16 protein-coding genes and 1 pseudogene are annotated in these 17,672 nt (G+C 73.4%); 11 read left to right on the top strand and 6 right to left on the bottom strand.

The features are described 5' to 3' along the window. Window positions 1-5: 5 nt before the first annotated feature. The 3 genes from ACFWIS_RS05545 to ACFWIS_RS05535 all read right to left on the bottom strand — a co-directional run bounded on the left by ACFWIS_RS05545 (window position 6) and on the right by ACFWIS_RS05535 (window position 2,887). Entirely contained in the window at window positions 6-767 is a 762-nt protein-coding gene (locus ACFWIS_RS05545) for an SDR family NAD(P)-dependent oxidoreductase (RefSeq protein WP_380463742.1), read from the bottom strand. Then, window positions 764-2,224, bottom strand: coding sequence for an MFS transporter (locus ACFWIS_RS05540; RefSeq protein ID WP_380463740.1), 1,461 nt, complete (start codon window positions 2,222-2,224; stop codon window positions 764-766). The genes ACFWIS_RS05545 and ACFWIS_RS05540 overlap by 4 nt, the downstream gene beginning before the upstream one ends. A gap of 84 nt (window positions 2,225-2,308) precedes the next feature. After that, window positions 2,309-2,887, bottom strand: a complete 579-nt coding sequence (locus ACFWIS_RS05535) for a TetR/AcrR family transcriptional regulator (protein ID WP_380463738.1) — start codon at window positions 2,885-2,887, stop codon at window positions 2,309-2,311. Between the two features lie 149 nt (window positions 2,888-3,036). Here ACFWIS_RS05535 and ACFWIS_RS05530 point away from each other — a divergent pair, with 149 nt between their 5' ends. Further along, window positions 3,037-3,507, top strand: coding sequence for a DoxX family protein (locus ACFWIS_RS05530; protein WP_380463736.1), 471 nt, complete (start codon window positions 3,037-3,039; stop codon window positions 3,505-3,507). A 15-nt stretch (window positions 3,508-3,522) separates the two neighbouring features. On the opposite strand, the gene ACFWIS_RS05525 is transcribed toward ACFWIS_RS05530, so the two are convergent. Continuing rightward, window positions 3,523-3,819 (bottom strand): MTH1187 family thiamine-binding protein, encoded by a 297-nt coding sequence (locus ACFWIS_RS05525; protein ID WP_380463734.1) that lies wholly within the window; start codon window positions 3,817-3,819, stop codon window positions 3,523-3,525. 456 nt (window positions 3,820-4,275) lie between these two features. On the opposite strand from ACFWIS_RS05525, the gene gcl reads away from it, so the two are divergent. Next, complete coding sequence (gene gcl / locus ACFWIS_RS05520; RefSeq protein WP_380463095.1) at window positions 4,276-6,057, top strand: glyoxylate carboligase; 1,782 nt, start codon at window positions 4,276-4,278, stop codon at window positions 6,055-6,057. Window positions 6,058-6,204: 147 nt separating this feature from the next. Beyond that, on the top strand, window positions 6,205-6,693 hold the full coding sequence (locus tag ACFWIS_RS05515; RefSeq protein ID WP_380463092.1) for a glutathione peroxidase: 489 nt from the start codon (window positions 6,205-6,207) through the stop codon (window positions 6,691-6,693). A 48-nt stretch (window positions 6,694-6,741) separates the two neighbouring features. Here the strand turns inward: ACFWIS_RS05515 and ACFWIS_RS05510 are convergent, their stop codons facing one another. Further along, window positions 6,742-7,662 carry a LysR family transcriptional regulator gene (locus ACFWIS_RS05510; protein ID WP_380463090.1) on the bottom strand — a complete coding sequence of 307 codons (921 nt, stop codon included), beginning with the start codon at window positions 7,660-7,662 and terminating at the stop codon, window positions 6,742-6,744. A 96-nt stretch (window positions 7,663-7,758) separates the two neighbouring features. On the opposite strand from ACFWIS_RS05510, the gene ACFWIS_RS05505 reads away from it, so the two are divergent. The 4 genes from ACFWIS_RS05505 (at window position 7,759) to ACFWIS_RS05490 (ending at window position 11,896) form a co-directional block, all read left to right on the top strand. Then, a complete protein-coding gene (locus tag ACFWIS_RS05505; protein WP_380463088.1) occupies window positions 7,759-8,463 on the top strand; it encodes a succinate dehydrogenase cytochrome b subunit in 705 nt (234 codons plus the stop codon). Window positions 8,464-8,540: 77 nt separating this feature from the next. Continuing rightward, on the top strand, window positions 8,541-10,475 hold the full coding sequence (locus tag ACFWIS_RS05500; RefSeq protein WP_380463097.1) for a fumarate reductase/succinate dehydrogenase flavoprotein subunit: 1,935 nt from the start codon (window positions 8,541-8,543) through the stop codon (window positions 10,473-10,475). Further along, complete coding sequence (locus tag ACFWIS_RS05495) at window positions 10,472-11,209, top strand: succinate dehydrogenase/fumarate reductase iron-sulfur subunit (RefSeq protein ID WP_380463085.1); 738 nt, start codon at window positions 10,472-10,474, stop codon at window positions 11,207-11,209. Before ACFWIS_RS05500 ends, ACFWIS_RS05495 begins: the two co-directional genes overlap by 4 nt. A gap of 375 nt (window positions 11,210-11,584) precedes the next feature. Further along, window positions 11,585-11,896, top strand: coding sequence for a hypothetical protein (locus tag ACFWIS_RS05490; RefSeq protein WP_380463082.1), 312 nt, complete (start codon window positions 11,585-11,587; stop codon window positions 11,894-11,896). A gap of 126 nt (window positions 11,897-12,022) precedes the next feature. Here ACFWIS_RS05490 and ACFWIS_RS05485 read toward each other — a convergent pair whose 3' ends face one another. Continuing rightward, a complete protein-coding gene (locus tag ACFWIS_RS05485; protein ID WP_380463079.1) occupies window positions 12,023-12,961 on the bottom strand; it encodes a DUF2797 domain-containing protein in 939 nt (312 codons plus the stop codon). A 150-nt stretch (window positions 12,962-13,111) separates the two neighbouring features. Between ACFWIS_RS05485 and ACFWIS_RS05480 the strand changes: the two genes are divergently transcribed. The 4 genes and pseudogenes from ACFWIS_RS05480 to ACFWIS_RS05465 form a co-directional block, all read left to right on the top strand. Next, window positions 13,112-13,591 (top strand): MarR family winged helix-turn-helix transcriptional regulator, encoded by a 480-nt coding sequence (locus ACFWIS_RS05480; RefSeq protein ID WP_380463077.1) that lies wholly within the window; start codon window positions 13,112-13,114, stop codon window positions 13,589-13,591. A 24-nt stretch (window positions 13,592-13,615) separates the two neighbouring features. Beyond that, on the top strand, window positions 13,616-14,845 hold the full coding sequence (locus ACFWIS_RS05475) for an epoxide hydrolase family protein (RefSeq protein WP_380463074.1): 1,230 nt from the start codon (window positions 13,616-13,618) through the stop codon (window positions 14,843-14,845). A gap of 241 nt (window positions 14,846-15,086) precedes the next feature. After that, entirely contained in the window at window positions 15,087-17,360 is a 2,274-nt protein-coding gene (locus ACFWIS_RS05470) for a restriction endonuclease (RefSeq protein WP_380463071.1), read from the top strand. 207 nt (window positions 17,361-17,567) lie between these two features. Further along, window positions 17,568-17,672 (top strand): annotated as a pseudogene (locus tag ACFWIS_RS05465) (ABC transporter ATP-binding protein); the annotation flags it as partial.

Raw genomic sequence — 17,672 nt, 5'->3', positions numbered from 1 at the left:
GCCGGTCAGGCCGTGACGCCGCCATCCAGCACCAGGTCCGCGCCGACGGTGTAGCCCGCCTCCGGCGAGGCCAGGTACAGCACGGCGGCGGCGATCTCGGCGACCGCCCCGGACCGGCCGACCGGCACCTCGGACTTCATCCGGTCGCTCTTGTCGGCGTCGCTCTCGCCGGGCCGGGTCGACATCGGGGTGTCCACCGGGCCCGGGCTGACGGAGTTGATCCGCACGCCCTCGCCGATGTGGTCCCGGGCGGCGGAGCGGGTGAGCACGGTGACGGCGGCCTTGCTGGCCGAGTAGGCGCCGACGCCCTCGAGCCGCTTGTGAACGCCCAGGTTGGACGAGACGTTGACGATGGCGCCGCCGCCGTGGGCCCGCATGTGGCCGATCTGGTGCTTCATCGCCAGCAGGGTGCCGGTCACGTTGATCTCGAACACCCGCCGGAAGTCGTCCTCGTCGATCTCGGCGACCGGCCCGGCCGCGCCGAACACCCCGGCGTTGTTGACGGCGACGTCGAGCCCGCCGAACTGCTCGACGGTCTCCCGGACCAGCCGGGCGGCGTCCGCGCTGTTCGTCACGTCGCCGGTCAGCGCGACGGCCTTGCCGCCGGCCCGCTCGATCAGCTCGACGGTCTCGGCCAGCGGGCCGACGCTGCGCCCGGCGACCGCGACCCGGGCGCCCTCCTGGGCGAAGGCGAGCGCGATGCCCCGCCCGATGCCGCTGCCGCCGCCGGTGACCAGGACGGACTTGTCGGCGAAACGCGTGCTCATGAGGTGAACTCCTTGATCTGGGTGCTGTGTTCGGGTGCGGTGGTGATGCTCTTGGCGGTGTTGGTCTTGGTGGTGAGGGCCGTGGTGGTACCGGGCCCGGTGGGCTCGCTCCGGGGCAGTGCGGCGACCGCGAGAGCGGTCAGCGCCAGTCCGGCGGCGGCCGCGGCGAAGGCCGCCGCGTAGCCGCCGACGACGGTCGGGCGGGTGGCGGCGAGCGCCATCAGGGCGGCCAGCCCGGCGGTGGGGCCGAGTTCCATGGCGGTGTTGAAGACGCCCGCGGCCAGGCCGGTCCGTTCGGGTGCCACGCCGCCGGTGGCGAGCACGGCCGCCCCGGCGAAGGAGGCGGCGGCTCCGGCGGGCAGCAGGAGCAGTCCGGGCAGCAGCCCGGTGGCGTAGGGGCTGCCGGGGTCGAGCCCGGCCAGCAGGGCGAGTCCGACGGCCTCCAGTACGAGGCCGGCGGCGGTGACCGGCACCGGCCCGTACCGGGCGATCAGCGGCCCGGCCGCCCGGCCGGCCAGCACCAGGGCGACGGCGCACGGCAGGAAGGCGGCGGAGGTGTCGGCGGCGCTCCAGTCGCGCAGTTGCTGGAGGTAGAGCGAGAGCAGGACGAAGGCCAGGGCGGTGCCGGCGGAGGTCGCCGTCACGGCGGCCAGCGCGGTGGCCCGGCGCCGGTCGGCGAGGAAGCCGGGTGGCAGCAGGGGGTCGGCGGTGCGGCGTTCGGCGCCGACGAAGGCGAGCAGCAGGAGCAGTCCGGCGGCCAGTGGGGCGAGCACTCCGGCGGTGTGCCAGCCGTGGTCGGTGGACGCCACCAGGGCGTAACTCGCCGCGCAGAGCCCGGCGGTGGCGAGGGCGGCGCCGCGCAGGTCGAGTGCCGGGCGGGGGCCGGCGGGTGCGGGGGCGGGCAGTGCGCCGGAGCGGGCGAGGCCGGCCAGGGCGACCAGGGCGGGGACCGCGAACAGCCAGCGCCAGGAGACCACGGCGGTGACCGGGCCCGACACCACGCTGCCGGCGGTCGCGCCGAGCACCGAGACGCCGCCCCAGGTGGCCATCGCCCGCCGGTACGCGGCGGGTCGGGGATACAGCCGGCGGACCACCGCGACCGCCGCCGGGGCGATGAGCGCCGCGCCGACGCCCTGGACGAACCGGCCGGCCAGCAGGACGGGGTAGTCGGGCGCGAGGGCGCAGGCCACCGAGGCGGCGGCGAGCAGCGCCAGGCCCCACCGGAGCATCCGGCGGCCGCCGTAACGGTCCGTCAGTCGTCCGCCGAGCAGCAGCAGCGCGGCGAAGGAGAGTCCGTACCCGGCGCTGAGCAGCAACTCCTCGGACGGGCCGAGCCCGAGCTCCCGGGCGACCAGGGGCAGTGGCACGGTGAGGATCATGATGGTGAAGATCAGTACTGCCTGGACGACGCCGAGCAGCGCGAAGCTGGACCGGGTCGTCGGCGCGGCGACGCTCATGGAAACTCCCCCCCATACCAAATTTTCAAGAACGATCGATCCAGAAACAGGGCAGCACTCGGCACCGGCCGACCCGGCCGGAGGTCAGTCCAGCAGCGCCAGCGCCTGCTCGGCGGCGTCCCGCACCCGGGGTGCGCCGTCGGCGGTCTTGCCCACCACCCGGATGCCCTGCAGCAGCACCACCAGCATCCGGGCCAGCGCCCGCGGCTCCCGCCCCGCGGGCAGTTCGCCCTGGGCGTCGGCGCGCAGCAGGGCGGTGGTCAGCGCCGTCTCCAGGTGGCCGTAGCTGACCTCCACCCGGCGGGCCGCCGCCGCGTCGTGCGGGGCGAGTTCGACGGCCGTGTTGGTGATGAAGCAGCCGCGCTTGCGGTCTTCGTCCCCCATCGACGCGTAGCGGCGCACCAGGGCGCGGACGGCCGGCAGCACCGGACCGGGCTGGGACAGCTCGGCCAGCAGGCCCGGGTCGTGCTGCTCGTTGTAGCGCTCCAGCGCGCGCAGGTAGAGCTCGTGCTTGCTGCCGAAGGTGGCGTAGATGCTGGCCCGGGCGATGCCCAGCCCTTCGACCAGGTCGGCCATCGAGGTGGCCTCGTAGCCGCGCCGCCAGAACAGTTCGAGGGCTGCCTGGAGCGCCGCGTCCGGGTCGAATTCCTTGGTTCGCGCCATGACGGGAACGCTAGCCCTTTCCAGACCGATCGGTCAAGAAAGACTGACGAGCAGTCCGGACCGACCTCTGACGGAGCATTGCCAAGTGGACTAGACCAAAGCTAGCGTTACCGCCCCCATCCCTCCTCCCCCACAGGAGGCGCACCGGCATGCCCGCACACCTTCCCCCCACCCCCCGCCAGGCCGTCGAGGCCGCCCGCCCGCTCGTACTGACGGTCTTCCGGATCGTCGTCGGCCTGCTCTTCGCCTGCCACGGCGCCGCCTCGCTCTTCGGCGTCCTCGGCGGCGCCAAGGGCGGCGGCAGCCTCCCGCTCGGCCAGTGGCCGGGCTGGTGGGCCGCACTGATCCAACTGCTCGGCGGCGCCCTGGTGCTGCTCGGCATCGGCACCAGGACGGCCGCCCTGCTCTGCTCCGGCTCGATGGCCTACGCCTACTTCACCGTCCACCAGGAACAGGCCCTGCTACCGCTGCAGAACGGGGGCGAGCCCTCGGTGATGTTCTGCTGGGCGTTCCTGGCCATCGCGGTACTCGGCTCCGGCCCGTACTCGCTGGACCGGCTGCTCGCCACCCGCCGGCCGGCGGCCGCCGAACCCGGCCCCCGGCCGACCTCGACCGGCTGACCCCCGCGGCCGGGCTCAGCCCTCGTCCAAGTACCGCTCCACCGTGGCGACCTTGGCGGTGAGGCCGTCGGTGACCCCGGCCCGGTCGTCGATCTTGATGACCGTGCTGACCCGGTTGCTGTGGGCCTTCACCGCCTCGATCGCCGCCCTGATCACCGGCATCACCTCGTCCCACTCCCCCTCGATGCTGGTGAACATGGCGTCCGTACGGTTCGGCAGACCGCTCGCCCGGACCACCCGGACGGCCTCGGCCACCACCTCCCCCACGTCCTCGCCGATCCCCAGCGGGGTCACCGAAAAAGCTGCGATCACGGTTCCACACTCCTCCGACGTCCGATGACGCCTGGTCACGGCCCCGAGTACTCGGGGCCGTGACCAGGCTAGTCAGAGGGGCAGCCGGACCACCGTCGGCAAGGGTGGTCCGACGACCAGGGGGACGCGGGCGCGACGCCGGGGCCGGCGGGCGGGGGCGGTGCCGGGGCCGGCGGGCGGGGGCGGTGCCGGGGCCGGCGGGCGGGGGCGGTGCCGGGGGCAGGGCAGGGCGGAGGCCCCGGCCTCCCGGCGCACCAGCACGAACGCGGCTCCGGCGCACGAGACCGGGCCGGTCGGCCGAGCGCCCGCCACCTTCCACATTCTGTTGAATCGCCCCTTGACTCCCCGCCGGACCCGACCCTACCGTGTTTCCACATACAGAAACCGTTCTTCCGTATGGTGGAAATCAGGAGATGAGCCCTCCGACCCACTGCGGGCCGACGCAGGAGAGAACCGATGCCCCGTATGACAGCCGCCCGCGCGGCCGTGGAGATCCTCAAGCTCGAAGGCGTCGACGTCGCCTTCGGCGTGCCGGGCGCCGCCATCAACCCCTTCTACGCCGCCCTCAAGGCCTCCGGCGGGATCAAGCACACCCTGGCCCGCCACGTCGAGGGCGCCTCCCACATGGCCGAGGGCTACACCCGGGCCAAGGCGGGCAACATCGGCGTGTGCATCGGCACCTCGGGGCCGGCCGGCACCGACATGATCACCGGCCTGTACTCGGCGATCGCCGACTCCGTCCCGATCCTGTGCATCACCGGCCAGGCCCCGGTCGCCCGCCTCCACAAGGAGGACTTCCAGGCCGTCGACATCGCCTCGATCGCCAAGCCGGTCACCAAGGCCGCGACCACCGTCCTGGAGGCCGCTCAGGTCCCCGGCGTCTTCCAGCAGGCCTTCCACCTGATGCGCTCCGGCCGCCCCGGCCCGGTGCTGATCGACCTGCCGATCGACGTCCAGCTGACCGAGATCGACTTCGACCCGGAGGCCTACCAGCCGCTGCCGGTCTACAAGCCGACCGCCAACCGGATCCAGATCCAGAAGGCCATCGCGCTGCTCCAGGAGTCCGAGCGCCCGCTGATCGTGGCCGGCGGCGGCGTCATCAACGCCGACGCGGCCGAACTGCTGCTGGAGTTCGCCGAGCTGACCGGCGTCCCGGTGGTCCCGACCCTGATGGGCTGGGGCATCGTCCCGGACGACCACGAGCTGAACGCCGGCATGGTCGGCCTCCAGACCTCGCACCGGTACGGCAACGAGAACTTCCTCGCCTCCGACTTCGTCCTCGGCATCGGCAACCGCTGGGCCAACCGCCACACCGGCGGCCTGGACGTCTACACCGAGGGCCGCACCTTCGTCCACGTCGACGTCGAGCCCACCCAGATCGGCAAGATCTTCGCCCCCGCCCTCGGCATCGCCTCCGACGCCAAGGCCGCGCTGGAGCTGTTCGTCGAGGTCGCCAAGGAGCTCAAGGCCGCCGGCACCCTCAAGGACCGCAGCGCCTGGGCCGCCTCCACCCAGGAGCGCAAGGCGCGGCTCCAGCGCCGCACCCACTTCGACAACGTGCCGCTCAAGCCGCAGCGCGTCTACGAGGAGATGAACAGGGCCTTCGGCCCGGAGACCCGCTACGTCACCACCATCGGCCTGTCCCAGATCGCCGGCGCCCAGATGCTGCACGTCTACCGGCCGCGGCACTGGATCAACTGCGGCCAGGCCGGCCCGCTGGGCTGGACCATCCCGGCCGCGCTGGGCGTCGCCACCGCCGACCCCGAGGGCCAGGTCGTCGCGCTCTCCGGCGACTACGACTTCCAGTTCATGGTCGAGGAGCTGGCGGTCGGCGCCCAGCACCGGATCCCGTACGTCCACGTGCTGGTGAACAACTCCTACCTGGGCCTGATCCGCCAGGCGCAGCGGGGCTTCGACATCGACTTCCAGGTCAAGCTTGAGTTCGAGAACATCAACGCGCCGGAGCTGGGCGTCTACGGCGTGGACCACGTCAAGGTCGCCGAGGGCCTGGGCTGCAAGGCGATCCGGGTCACCGAGCCGGAGGGCCTGCTGCCGGCCTTCGAGGAGGCCAAGAAGCTGGCCGCCGAGTTCCGCGTCCCGGTCGTGGTCGAGGCGATCCTGGAGCGGGTCACCAACATCTCGATGGCCGCCGCCGACATCGACAAGGTCAACGAGTTCGAGGAGCTGGCCACCCTCCCCGAGCACGCGCCGACCGCGATCAAGCCGCTGGCCCTCTGAGAACCCCGCCCGGTGGGGGCGTACGAGCCGCTCCGTACGCCCCTGCCAGGCGGAACACCGGCGGGGCCGGCGCGGTTGGACCGTCCGGGGCCGCTACGGTGTGCCCGGGCGACACCCCGCTGCCAAACTGCCGAAAGGACCACCACCGTGAGCCTGTACGACATCCCGCTGCGCACCCTCACCGGCGAGCCCGCCTCGCTGGCCGACCACAAGGGCAAGGCGCTGCTGATCGTCAACGTCGCGTCCAAGTGCGGGCTGACCCCGCAGTACACCGGCCTGGAGAACCTCCAGAAGCGCTACGCCGCCCGCGGGTTCACCGTGCTGGGCTTCCCCTGCAACCAGTTCGCCGGGCAGGAGCCGGGTAGCGCCGAGGAGATCCAGAGCTTCTGCTCGACCACCTACGGCGTGACGTTCCCGCTGTTCGAGAAGATCGACGTCAACGGTGACGACCGGCACCCGCTGTACCGGGAGCTGACCGAGGTCGCCGACGCCGAGGGCGAGGCCGGGGACGTCAGCTGGAACTTCGAGAAGTTCCTGATCTCCCCGGACGGCACGGTCGCCGCCCGGATCCGGCCCCGGGTCGAGCCCGAGTCGGCCGAGCTGACCGCCGCGATCGAGGCCGTGCTGCCGGCCTGACGCACCCCGTCCAAGGATCAGGGCCGCCCCCGGGCGGCCCTTTCCGTGTCACAGCAGCAGCCTGGTCCCGGGCGGGAGTTCACCCGCCCGGGCGGCGTTGCGCAGATGCGCCAGCAGGGTGCCGTGCAGCGCCTCGGCGGCGCGGGTCAGCGGCACCTCGTGGCCGTGGGCGACGGCGATGGTCCGGCCCAGCCCCGGCCCCGCGAACGGGGTGACGGACAGCCCCGAGCGCGCCGCGACCATCCCGGGCACCACCGCCGGGCCCAGTCCGGCCCGGACGAAGCCCAGCACCGCGTCCATCTCACCGCCCTCGACGGCGAACTCCGGCTCGAACCCGGCCGCCCGGCAGGCCGCCAGGGCCGCCTCCCGGACGTCGTACCCCTCCCGGAACATCACCAGCGGCCGCCCGCGCAGCTCCGCCACCCGCACCGGGCGCCGCGCCGGCCCGGCGGCCGAGACCAACACCAGCTCCTCGTGGAGCAGTTCGGTGACGGCAAGGGCGGGCGCGGCCTCACCGCTGGGCGGGGTGATGACCAGCGCGAGGTCCAGCTCCCCCGCCGCCAGCCAGCGGACCAGATCGCGCGAACCGCCCTCCCGCACTCCCAGCGCGACGCCCGGGTAGCGGTCCCGGAAGACCCGCAGCACGTCCGGCACCAGGCTGGTGCACAGGCTCGGCGGCGCCCCCAGGCGCACCCGGCCGCGGCGCAGCTGCACCGTCTCCTGGACGGCCAGCCGGGCGCTCTCGGTGTCCGCGATGATCCGCCGGGCCAGCGGCAGCAGGGCGTCCCCGGCGTCGGTGAGAGCGATGTTGCCGCGGGTGCGGTGGAACAGTTCGGCCCCCAACTCCCTTTCCAGCGCCCGGATCTGCTGGGAGAGCGAGGGCTGGGCGACGTGCTCGGCCTCGGCGGCCCGGGTGAAGTGCCGGGTCTCGGCGACGGCCAGGAAGTAGCGGAGTTGCTGGAGCTGCACGCACCCAGGCTACGCCGCGACGATAGGCGCCGACTATCGTCACCAGCCGCAGCATGTCTTGGACGCACCCTGGTGGCCGTCTCTACCGTTGCTGCCATGACAACCGCGACTCGGACGGGCCGGCATCCGTCCACCTTGGCGACCCTGTGGCGGTCGACCGTCGGCAAGAAGGCGGTCATGGCCGTCACCGGACTGGTCATGCTGCTGTACCTGGTCGCGCACATGCTGGGGAACCTCAAGGTCTTCTTCGGCCCCGACGACATCAACGGCTACGCCGCCTGGCTGCGCACCATCGGCCAGCCCTTCCTGGGCCACGAGTGGTTCCTGTGGATCGCCCGGGTCGCCCTGCTGGCCTCCGTCGTCCTGCACGGCGTGTCCGCGTACCAGCTCAGCCGGCGCGACCTCGCCGCCCGCCCCAGCAAGTACGTGCACCAGCGCCGCCGGGCCAGCTACGCGACCCGCACCATGCGCTGGGGCGGGGTGATCCTGGCGCTGTTCCTGGTCTGGCACATCCTCGACCTCACCACGCTCACCGTGAACCCGGTCGCCGAGCACGGCCACGTCTACCAGAACGTCGTCGGCACCTTCGGCCGCTGGTACAGCGACGTGATCTACATCGTCGCCATGCTGGCCGTCGGCCTGCACATCCGGCACGGCTTCTGGAGCGCCGCGCAGACCCTCGGCGCCAACAACGCCCGCCGCGACAAGGCGCTCAAGCTGACGGCCGACGGCCTGGCGCTGGTGCTGACGGCCGGCTTCCTGTCCGTCCCGCTGGCCGTGATGTTCGGAGTGGTGAAGTGAGCAACGCTGAATCCGGGAGCAACGCAGGTTCCGGGAGCAACGCAGGTTCCGGGAGCAACGCCGGATCCGGGAGCTACCTGGACTACGCCCTCGGCGAGCCGATCGCCGACACCAAGGCCCCGGCCGGACCGATCGAACAGCGCTGGGACCAGCGGCGGTTCGACGCCAAGCTGGTCAACCCGGCCAACCGGCGCAAGCACACCGTGATCGTGGTCGGCACCGGCCTGGCCGGCGGCGCGGCCGGCGCCACCCTCGCCGAACAGGGCTACCACGTCGTCCAGTTCTGCTTCCAGGACTCCCCGCGACGTGCCCACTCGATCGCCGCCCAGGGCGGCATCAACGCGGCCAAGAACTACCGCAACGACGGCGACTCCGTCCGCCGGCTGTTCTACGACACCGTCAAGGGCGGCGACTTCCGCGCCCGCGAGTCCAACGTGCACCGGCTCGCCCAGGTGTCGGTGGAGATCATCGACCAGTGCGTGGCCCAGGGCGTGCCCTTCGCCCGCGAGTACGGCGGCCTGCTGGACACCCGCTCCTTCGGCGGCGTGCAGGTCTCCCGCACCTTCTACGCCCGCGGCCAGACCGGCCAGCAGCTGCTGCTCGGCGCCTACCAGGCGCTCTCCCGGCAGATCGCGGCCGGGAACGTGGAGCTCCACCCGCGCACCGAGATGCTCGACCTGCTGGTGGTCGACGGCCGGGCCCGCGGCATCGTCGCCCGCGACCTGGTCACCGGCGAGATCCGCTCGTACACCGCGGACGCCGTCGTCCTCGCCACCGGCGGCTACGGCAACGTCTTCTACCTCTCCACCAACGCCAAGAACTCCAACGCCACCGCGATCTGGCGGGCCCACCGGCGCGGCGCCCACTTCGCCAACCCGTGCTTCACCCAGATCCACCCCACCTGCATCCCGCGCTCCGGCGACCACCAGTCCAAGCTCACCCTGATGAGCGAGTCGCTGCGCAACGACGGCCGGATCTGGGTGCCCAAGGCCGCGGGCGACACCCGCCCGCCCGGGCAGATCCCGGAGCAGGAGCGGGACTACTACCTGGAGCGGATCTACCCCGCCTTCGGCAACCTGGTGCCCCGCGACATCGCCTCCCGGGCCGCCAAGAACGTCTGCGACGAGGGCCGCGGCGTCGGCCCCGGCGGCCAGGGCGTGTACCTGGACTTCGCCGACGCCATCCGCCGGATGGGCCGGGACGCCGTCGAGGCCAAGTACGGCAACCTCTTCGAGATGTACGAGCGGATCACCGCCGAGGACCCGTACCGGGTGCCGATGCGGATCTACCCGGCGATCCACTACACGATGGGCGGACTCTGGGTCGACTACGACCTCCAGACCACCGTCCCCGGGCTGTTCGCGATCGGCGAGGCCAACTTCTCCGACCACGGCGCCAACCGGCTCGGCGCCAGCGCGCTGATGCAGGGCCTCGCCGACGGCTACTTCGTCCTGCCGCCCACCATCAACGACTACCTGGCCCGCAACCCGGTGCCGGCGGTGCCCGCCGACCACCCGGTGCTCACCGAGGTCGAGGCCGAGGTCGAGGACCGGCTCAACCTGATCCTCTCCGTCGACGGCGACCGCACCCCCGACTCCTTCCACCGCGAACTCGGCGAACTCCTCTGGGAGGAGTGCGGGATGGCCCGCGACGAGGCCGGGCTCAAGCGCGCGCTGGAGCGGATCCCGCAGCTGCGCGAGGAGTTCTGGCGCCGGATCAAGGTGCCCGGCACCGGCCAGGAGCTCAACCAGTCGCTGGAGAAGGCCAACCGGCTGGTCGACTACTTCGAACTCGCCGAACTGATGTGCCTGGACGCCCTGCACCGCGCCGAGTCATGCGGCGGCCACTTCCGCACCGAGAGCCAGACCCCCGACGGCGAGGCCGCCCGGCGCGACGAGGACTTCTCCTACGCCGCCGCCTGGGAGTTCACCGCCACCGGCCGGGCGCCCGTCCTCCACCGCGAGCACCTCGACTTCGAGCACGTCCACCCCACCCAGCGGAGCTACGCATGAACCTCACCCTGCGCATCTGGCGCCAGGCGGGCCCGGACGCACCCGGCTCGATGACCACCTACCAGGTCAGCGGCATCAGCCCGGACATGTCCTTCCTGGAGATGCTCGACACCCTCAACGAGGAACTGATCACCCGCGGCGACCAGCCGGTCGCCTTCGACCACGACTGCCGCGAGGGCATCTGCGGCGCCTGCGGCATGGTCATCAACGGCCAGGCGCACGGCCCCGAGCGCACCACCACCTGCCAGCTGCACATGCGGCACTTCCGGGACGGCGACACCATCGACGTCGAACCGTGGCGGGCCTCGGCCTTCCCGGTGGTCAAGGACCTGGTGGTGGACCGCTCCGCCTTCGACCGGATCATCGGCTCCGGCGGCTACATCACCGCCCCCACCGGCAGCGCCCCCGAGGCCCACGCCACGCCCGTCCCCAAGGAGGCCGCCGACACCGCCTTCGAGCACGCCGAGTGCATCGGCTGCGGAGCCTGCGTGGCCGCCTGCCCGAACGGCTCTGCGATGCTGTTCACCTCCGCCAAGGTGGTGCACCTCAACGTGCTGCCCCAGGGCGCGCCGGAACGCTCCGCCCGGGTGCGGAACATGGTCGCGGCGATGGACGCCGAGGGCTTCGGCGGCTGCACCAACACCGGCGAGTGCGCCACCGCCTGCCCCAAGGGCATCCCGCTGCCCAGCATCGCGGCGATGAACCGGGAGTTCCTGCGGGCCGCCCGCGGCTGACCCTCCCCGCCCCGTGAACGGTCGGCCCCTCGCTCTGGTGCTCAGGCGGGGGGCCGACACCTGTTCCCCGTTCGCCGTTCTCTGTTCCCCGTTCGCCGTTGCCGGGGCGTGCGGGCCCGATTCGCGCTACCCGTACGGGTGGTGGATCGCCGCACGCGGTGCTTCCTGACGGAGAATCGCGCTACGGTGGTGCTCCGCTACGGAGGGACGGCATATGCCCGAGGTTCAGTCCTGTTCCGGCTGCGGCGGGTCCGGGGGGACCCAGAAGACCGAGGCAACGGTCGAACTGGACGAGGAAGGAAGCATGGTGCCCAGCGTTCACACCTTCTGGTCACCGTGCGGTCGGTGCCACGGATCCGGGACGGTGATCGTCGGATGAGGTTGGTCTTCGAGTGCGTCGAGTGCGGTGGGCACTACCTGCCGCCGGAGGGCATGGTCTATCCGGACGGGCCGGCCTCGCCGGTCTGGTGCACCTCCTGCCAGACGTCCAAGCACCGGGCGGGCCTCCGGGAGGACCCCCTGCTCGCCCGGATCGCCCTGGCCGCCGCCCGGGCCGCGCTGGCCCGACGCACCGCCGAGGCCGCCGAACCGGCCGCCACCGGCCGCGGCGACGTCCGCCCGTCCCGGCCCCCGCTGTCCCGCCGGGCCCGCTCCGGCCCGGGTGGGGTGCGCGGCAAGCTGGGCTGAGGCCCGGCTCCTGGTCCGGCCGACTCCTCCGCCGTGCCAGTTCCTGTTCCGTGCCAGGTCCTCTGCCGTACCGACTCCTCCGCCGTGCCGGAGCCTTGTGCCCGGCCGTGGACCGGGCCACCGGCGTCAGAACAGCGCCTCCTGGGTGTCCGGTTCCGGCGGGCGGATCCGCTCCTGGAGGACCAGGCCGTCGGAGGCCCGGCCGGTGACCGGCGTGAGCGTCCAGCCGGTCAGCCGCCGGGTGTCCAGCAGCAGCGGGCCGGAGCCGTCCGGCTGGTCCAGGAACAGGTACCGGCCCACCGGTGGGCGCAGCGTGCCCGCGATCACCGCGCCGTCGGCCAGTCCGGCGATCTCCCGGTAGGCCTCGGGGGCGCCGCCGGCCAGGCCGTAGCGCTCCACGTGGTCCACCACCGGGCGGTCGGCGAGCAGCTCCACGGCGTGGCCGTCCAGCAGCCGATGCGCCTGCGCCCGGGCCCCGGTGAGCACCGTACGGCGGTACGGCGCGTCGCCGTGCGCCCACCAGTGGTCCGTCTTGAGCCGGGACTTGTACCGCTCGCGGGCCATCCCCGAGGCGGCCACGGTGAGTTCGGCGCGGCGCACCGCGGGCAGGCCGCCGCGCGCGGTGAACGCGTAGGCCAGCGCGCCCTGTTCGAGCAGCCGGCTGTCGCCGCGCTGCTCGGCGGTCAGACCGACCTTCAGCAGGCCCTCGCCGAACCAGGCGAGGTAGAGCAGGTAGGTGCGGCCGTCGTCGAGGATCTGGTCCCGGGCCAGCGCCAGGCCGCGGTCCACGCTCTGGCAGGCCGGGCACTGCGTCGCGGCGCCGGCCGGGTCGATCACGGCGCGGTGCGGGCAGGGCGTGCGCTCCGTCGCCCCGGCCAGCCAGGCCCCGACGCAGCGGCGCGGGCCGGCCAGCAACCAGCCGACCTCCGCCCCCGGCGCGACGGCGCGCTCGTGCACCTGTGTGCCGCGCACGGCGCCGAGCAGGGCCCGGCCGTCGTGCCAGCTCAGGCCGGTGGAGACCCAGCCGGCCGGCCGGTCCGGGTGCTGGGGTGCGGGGATCGTCACGGGCATCCCTCCCTGGGGTCCTGCTCGGGGTCGTCCTGGATCTTCCTCGGGTCCTCGATCCAGGTGAGGCTACCCGGTGGCACTGACAATCCCGTTCTGCCGGGCGAAGTGCATAAGCAACTTAGATAAGTTGCTGATACATTCGCCCCCATGGCAGCAGTGGAGTCATCCGACGGCCTCGACGTGGCCGCCCTCGCCGATGCCCTGGAGCAGTTCACCGGGATGTTCATCCGCCTCGCCTCGGTGGAGAAGCTGAGCTTCACCACCCTCGGGGTGCTGCACACCCTCGCCGGGCGCGGCCCGCTGCGGCTCTCCGAACTCACCGCGAGCGAGCAGGTCACCCAGCCCGCCATCACCCAGCTGGTCACCCGGCTGGAGCGCGACGGCCTGGTCCGCCGCGGACCCGACCCCACCGACCGCCGCGCCGTCCTGGTGCACCTCACCCCCGCCGGACGGGCCGTCGTCGACCGCCGTCGCGGCGACCGGGTCGCCCGGCTGACCGCCCTGACCGGGCATCTGGACGAGCACCGGCGGCAGAGCGTCGCCGCCGCACTGCCCGCGCTGCTGGAGATGGCCGCGCTCGGCGCCGCGCACCCCGACGGCCCGCCGCCACCCCGACCGTCCCGCTGAGACGAGCCCGGCAAGGAGCCCCGGATGACCAGCGCCCCCTTCCCGCTCTCCCCCACCCCGATCCACCTCGCCGACGCCGTCCTCGACGACCTGCGCGAACGCCTCGCCCGCACCCGGGCCCCGCTCGGCGAGCCCGACGACTGGTCCTACGGCGTCCCGCGCGGCTACCTCGCCGAACTCCTCGCGTACTGGCGCGACGGCTACGACTGGCGCCGCGCCGAGGCCGCGATCAACGCCCACGAGAACTACGTCGCGACGGTCGACGGCACCCCCGTGCACTTCCTGCGCCGGCCCGGCGTCGGCCCGCGGCCCGTCCCGCTGATCCTCACCCACGGCTGGCCTTGGACCTTCTGGCACTGGTCCAAGGTGATCGACCCGCTCGCCGACCCCGGCGCCCACGGCGGCGACCCGGCCGACGCCTTCGAGGTGATCGTCCCGTCCCTGCCCGGCTTCGGCTTCCCCGGCCCGCTCACCGGCTTCCCGGACGTCAACTTCTGGAAGGTCGCCGACCTCTGGCACACCCTGATGACCGAGACCCTGGGCCACCGGAAGTACGCCGCCGGCGGCTGCGACATCGGCGGGATCGTCTCCAGCCAGCTCGGCCACAAGTACGCCGACCGGCTGTACGGCATCCACATCGGCTCCGGGCTCCCGCTCGACTTCTTCAACGGCCCCCGCGCCTGGGACTTCGCCCGAAACCGGCCCCTCACCGACGACCAGCCCGCCGAGGTCCGCGCCCGCGTCGTCGAACTGGACCGCCGCTCGGCCTCCCACCTCGCCGTCCACACCCTCGACGGCGCCACCCTGGCCCACGGGCTGAGCGACTCACCCGCCGGACTGCTCGCCTGGCTGCTGGAGCGCTGGAACGCCTGGAGCGACAACGGTGGCCGCCTGGAGAGCGTCTTCACCAAGGACGACCTGCTCACCCACGCCACCATCTACTGGGCCAACAACTCCATCGGCACCTCGATCCGGTACTACGCCAACGCCAACCGCCACCCCTGGAGCCCCTCCCACGACCGCACCCCGGTCGTGCAGGCCCCGGTCGGGCTCACCTTCGTCGGCTACGAGAACCCGCCCGGCGTCCGCACCGCCGAGGAGCGCGTCCGGACGTTCGTCAGCGGCCCGCAGGCCGCCTGGTTCAACCACGTCAACGTCAATGCCCATGACCACGGCGGCCACTTCATCCCCTGGGAGAACCCCGACGCCTGGATCGACGACCTGCGCCGCACCTTCCGAGGCCGTCGGCCGTGAACCCGGCGCCGGCGCCGTTGGGACGCGTGCCGCCCGAGGCGCAGGCGGAGCCCCCCGCGGGCGAACCCGCCCCCGTCCGCCCGGCGACCGTCGCCGGGCCGACGGGCCGTCACCGGGCCGTGGCCGTGGGGCGGTAGCGGTGCAGGTCGCGGGGGCTTGGCCGGGCGGGGCGTTCACGTTCTATTGTGGCGGGCGCGGTCGGCGGTGTCACCGGGAGGTGGCACGGGGAGGCCGGGTCGGTGTGAGCGCGAAGGGGTGGCTGGTGGCGGGGCGTCGGAACACTGGGGTGCTGGCGGTCTGGGCGGAGGCGCAGCGGCAGCAGCAGCGCCGGGAGGAGGCCCGTTGGCGCGCCGAGGCGGCGGAGTTGCGCCGGCACGAGCGGGCCCAGCGGGAGGCGCAGCGGGCGGCGGCCCGGAACGAGCGGGAGGCGCAGCGCGCGTACCAGCAGTCGCGGGAGGCGGAGGCGGCCGCGCGGACGGCCGAACTGGACGCCCGGGTGGAGGAGTTGCGCGGGTTGCTGGCGGCCGGGCTGGCCGCGCCGGGGTTCGGGCCGCAGGCGTTGCTGGCGCCGCGTCCGGTGCCACCGTTCGATCCGGGGCCGCTGGGCGAGCCGGTGCCGATGCCGGACCAGACGTCCGCCGCCTACTTCGTGCCGCCGCCGGACGGGGCACAGGCCCGCAACGGCGGGGTGCGCCGGCAGTACGAGCAGTACCTGGCCCAGGCCCGTGCCCGGTTCGAGCAGGACTGGTACGCCGCGCAGGCGCGGGAGGCGGACCGGCAGCGCCGACTGGCCGCCTACCACCGGGAGTACCTGGCGTGGGCGGAGGGCTTCCGCCGCCAGGAGGAGGAACGCGGGGCCGGTACCGAGGAGTTGCTGCGGCGGCTGCGGGCGGGTGAGCCGGAGGCGGTGCAGGAGTACTTCACGGCGGGGCTGTACGCCTCGGCGGCCTGGCCGGAGGGCTTCCCGCACCGGGTGGTCGCGGCCTGGGAGGCGTCGAGCCGTCAGCTGGTGGTCAACTGGGAGCTGCCCGGCCCGGACGTGGTGCCGGCGGCCGGGCGGGTGCGGTACGTGAAGGCGGACGACCGCGAGGCCGAGGTGGCCCGGCCGGCGACCGAGCGCAAGGCGCTGTACCGGGAGGTGCTGGCGCAGTCGGCGCTGCGGGTGGCGGTGGAGCTGTTCCGGGCGGACCGGGACGGGATGCTGGACTCCGTGGTGCTGAACGGCTTCGTGCTGGGCATCGACCCGGCGACCGGCCGGGAGGCGGAGCGCTTCCTGTCGACCCTGACCGCGACCCGGGCCGAGTTCTCCGGGCTGGCGCTGGACCGGGTGGCGCCGGTGGAGTGCTTCCAGGGGCTGGGCGGCAAGCTGTCGGCACGGCCCGAGCGGCTGGACGAGGTGAAGCCGGACCGGCTGCCGGAGTCGGTCGGCGGGGGCCTGGCCGGGCACTTCGGCGAGGACGAGCCGGACCTCTTCGAGATGGACCCGCTGGAGTTCGAGGACCTGATCGCCGAGCTGTTCCGGCTGCGCGGCTTCCGGGTGATGACCACGGCCCGCAGCGGCGACGTCGGGGTGGACGTGGTCGCCGAGGACCTGGACCCGGTGACCGGCGGCAAGATCGTGATCCAGGCCAAGCGCTACAAGAAGACCGTCCCGCCGACGGCCGTGCGCGACCTGGAGTCCACCGTCCGCCACCACGGCGCGATCAAGGGCATCCTGGTCACCACGGCGGGCTTCGGCAAGGGCTCGTACAACTACATCGAGGGCAAGCCGCTGACCCTGGTGAGCGGGCCGGAGCTGGTGGAGCTGCTGGCCGAGCAGGGGCTGCGCGGTCGGCTCGGCGGCGGAAACGGCGGAAACGGCGGAGGCGGCGGAGCCAGCGGCAGCGGCAGCGACGGCGGTGGCGCAAGCGGTGGCGGCGGCCGGAACGGCGACAGCGGCGGGAACGGCGAGTCGGGTGGCGCTTCGCACCGGACGGCCGAGGGCGCCGGGCCCGCGACCCCGCCCAGCAGCGTGACGGTCAGTTGGCAGAGCCGCACCGCCGGCGGGGACCCGGTGGAGCTGGACGTCAGCGCGTTCCTGTGCGCCCACGGCCGGGTGCTGAGCGACGAGCACTTCGTGTTCTTCAACAACCCGCAGGACCCGGACGGCGCCGTCCGGCTGTACCCGACCCACTCGGTGCCGGGCGAGCCGGCCCGGGCGGCGCGGCTGAGCCTGGACCTGCACCGGCTGCCGGCCGCCGTGGACGAGGTGGTGCTGGCGGTGTCCACCGAGGAGGAGGAGCCCCCGGCTCTGCCGCTGGGCTACGTGTACGGGCTGGCCGTCGCCGCCGAGTACGGGCCGGGCGCGGACGGCCCGGTGAAGTGGCCGGGTGCCAACGGCGGCATCGCGGACTCGGCGATGCTGCTGGGGAGCTTCCGACGGGCGGCCGGCGGCTGGCAGTTCGGTCCCTCGGCGCGGGCGGTGACGAACGGCCTGACCGGGCTGGCGACGGCCTTCGGCGTCGCGGTGGAGTGACGCGGTGGGGTGACGTCGCGGAGTGACGCCGCCGGGACCACCGGAGCCCGTGGGTCTCGGGGCGACAGGTCATACCTGAGGAGGAGATCGCCCCCGCCGCCCCGCCGGGTCGGCGGGGGCCGACCCTCCGCTCGGCATACGCCTCGGGCTCGAACGGCTTGGGAGGATGGATCGGTAGGAATATCCGATTCATTCCCAGGAGTCTTCGTGACCTTCCCCGCAACCGCCGTCCGTACCGGCCTGGCGGCCGCCCGCGCCACCGGCCTCAACAAGGTCTACGGGGAGGGGGAGACCCGGGTCGTCGCCCTGGAC

Origin of the sequence: Kitasatospora sp. NPDC127060 (assembly GCF_042724935.1) — a bacterium.
Taxonomy (GTDB): Bacteria; Actinomycetota; Actinomycetes; order Streptomycetales; family Streptomycetaceae; genus Kitasatospora.
The sequence above is the reverse complement of the archived record's forward strand: the minus strand, read 5'-3'. Positions and strand labels throughout refer to the sequence as shown.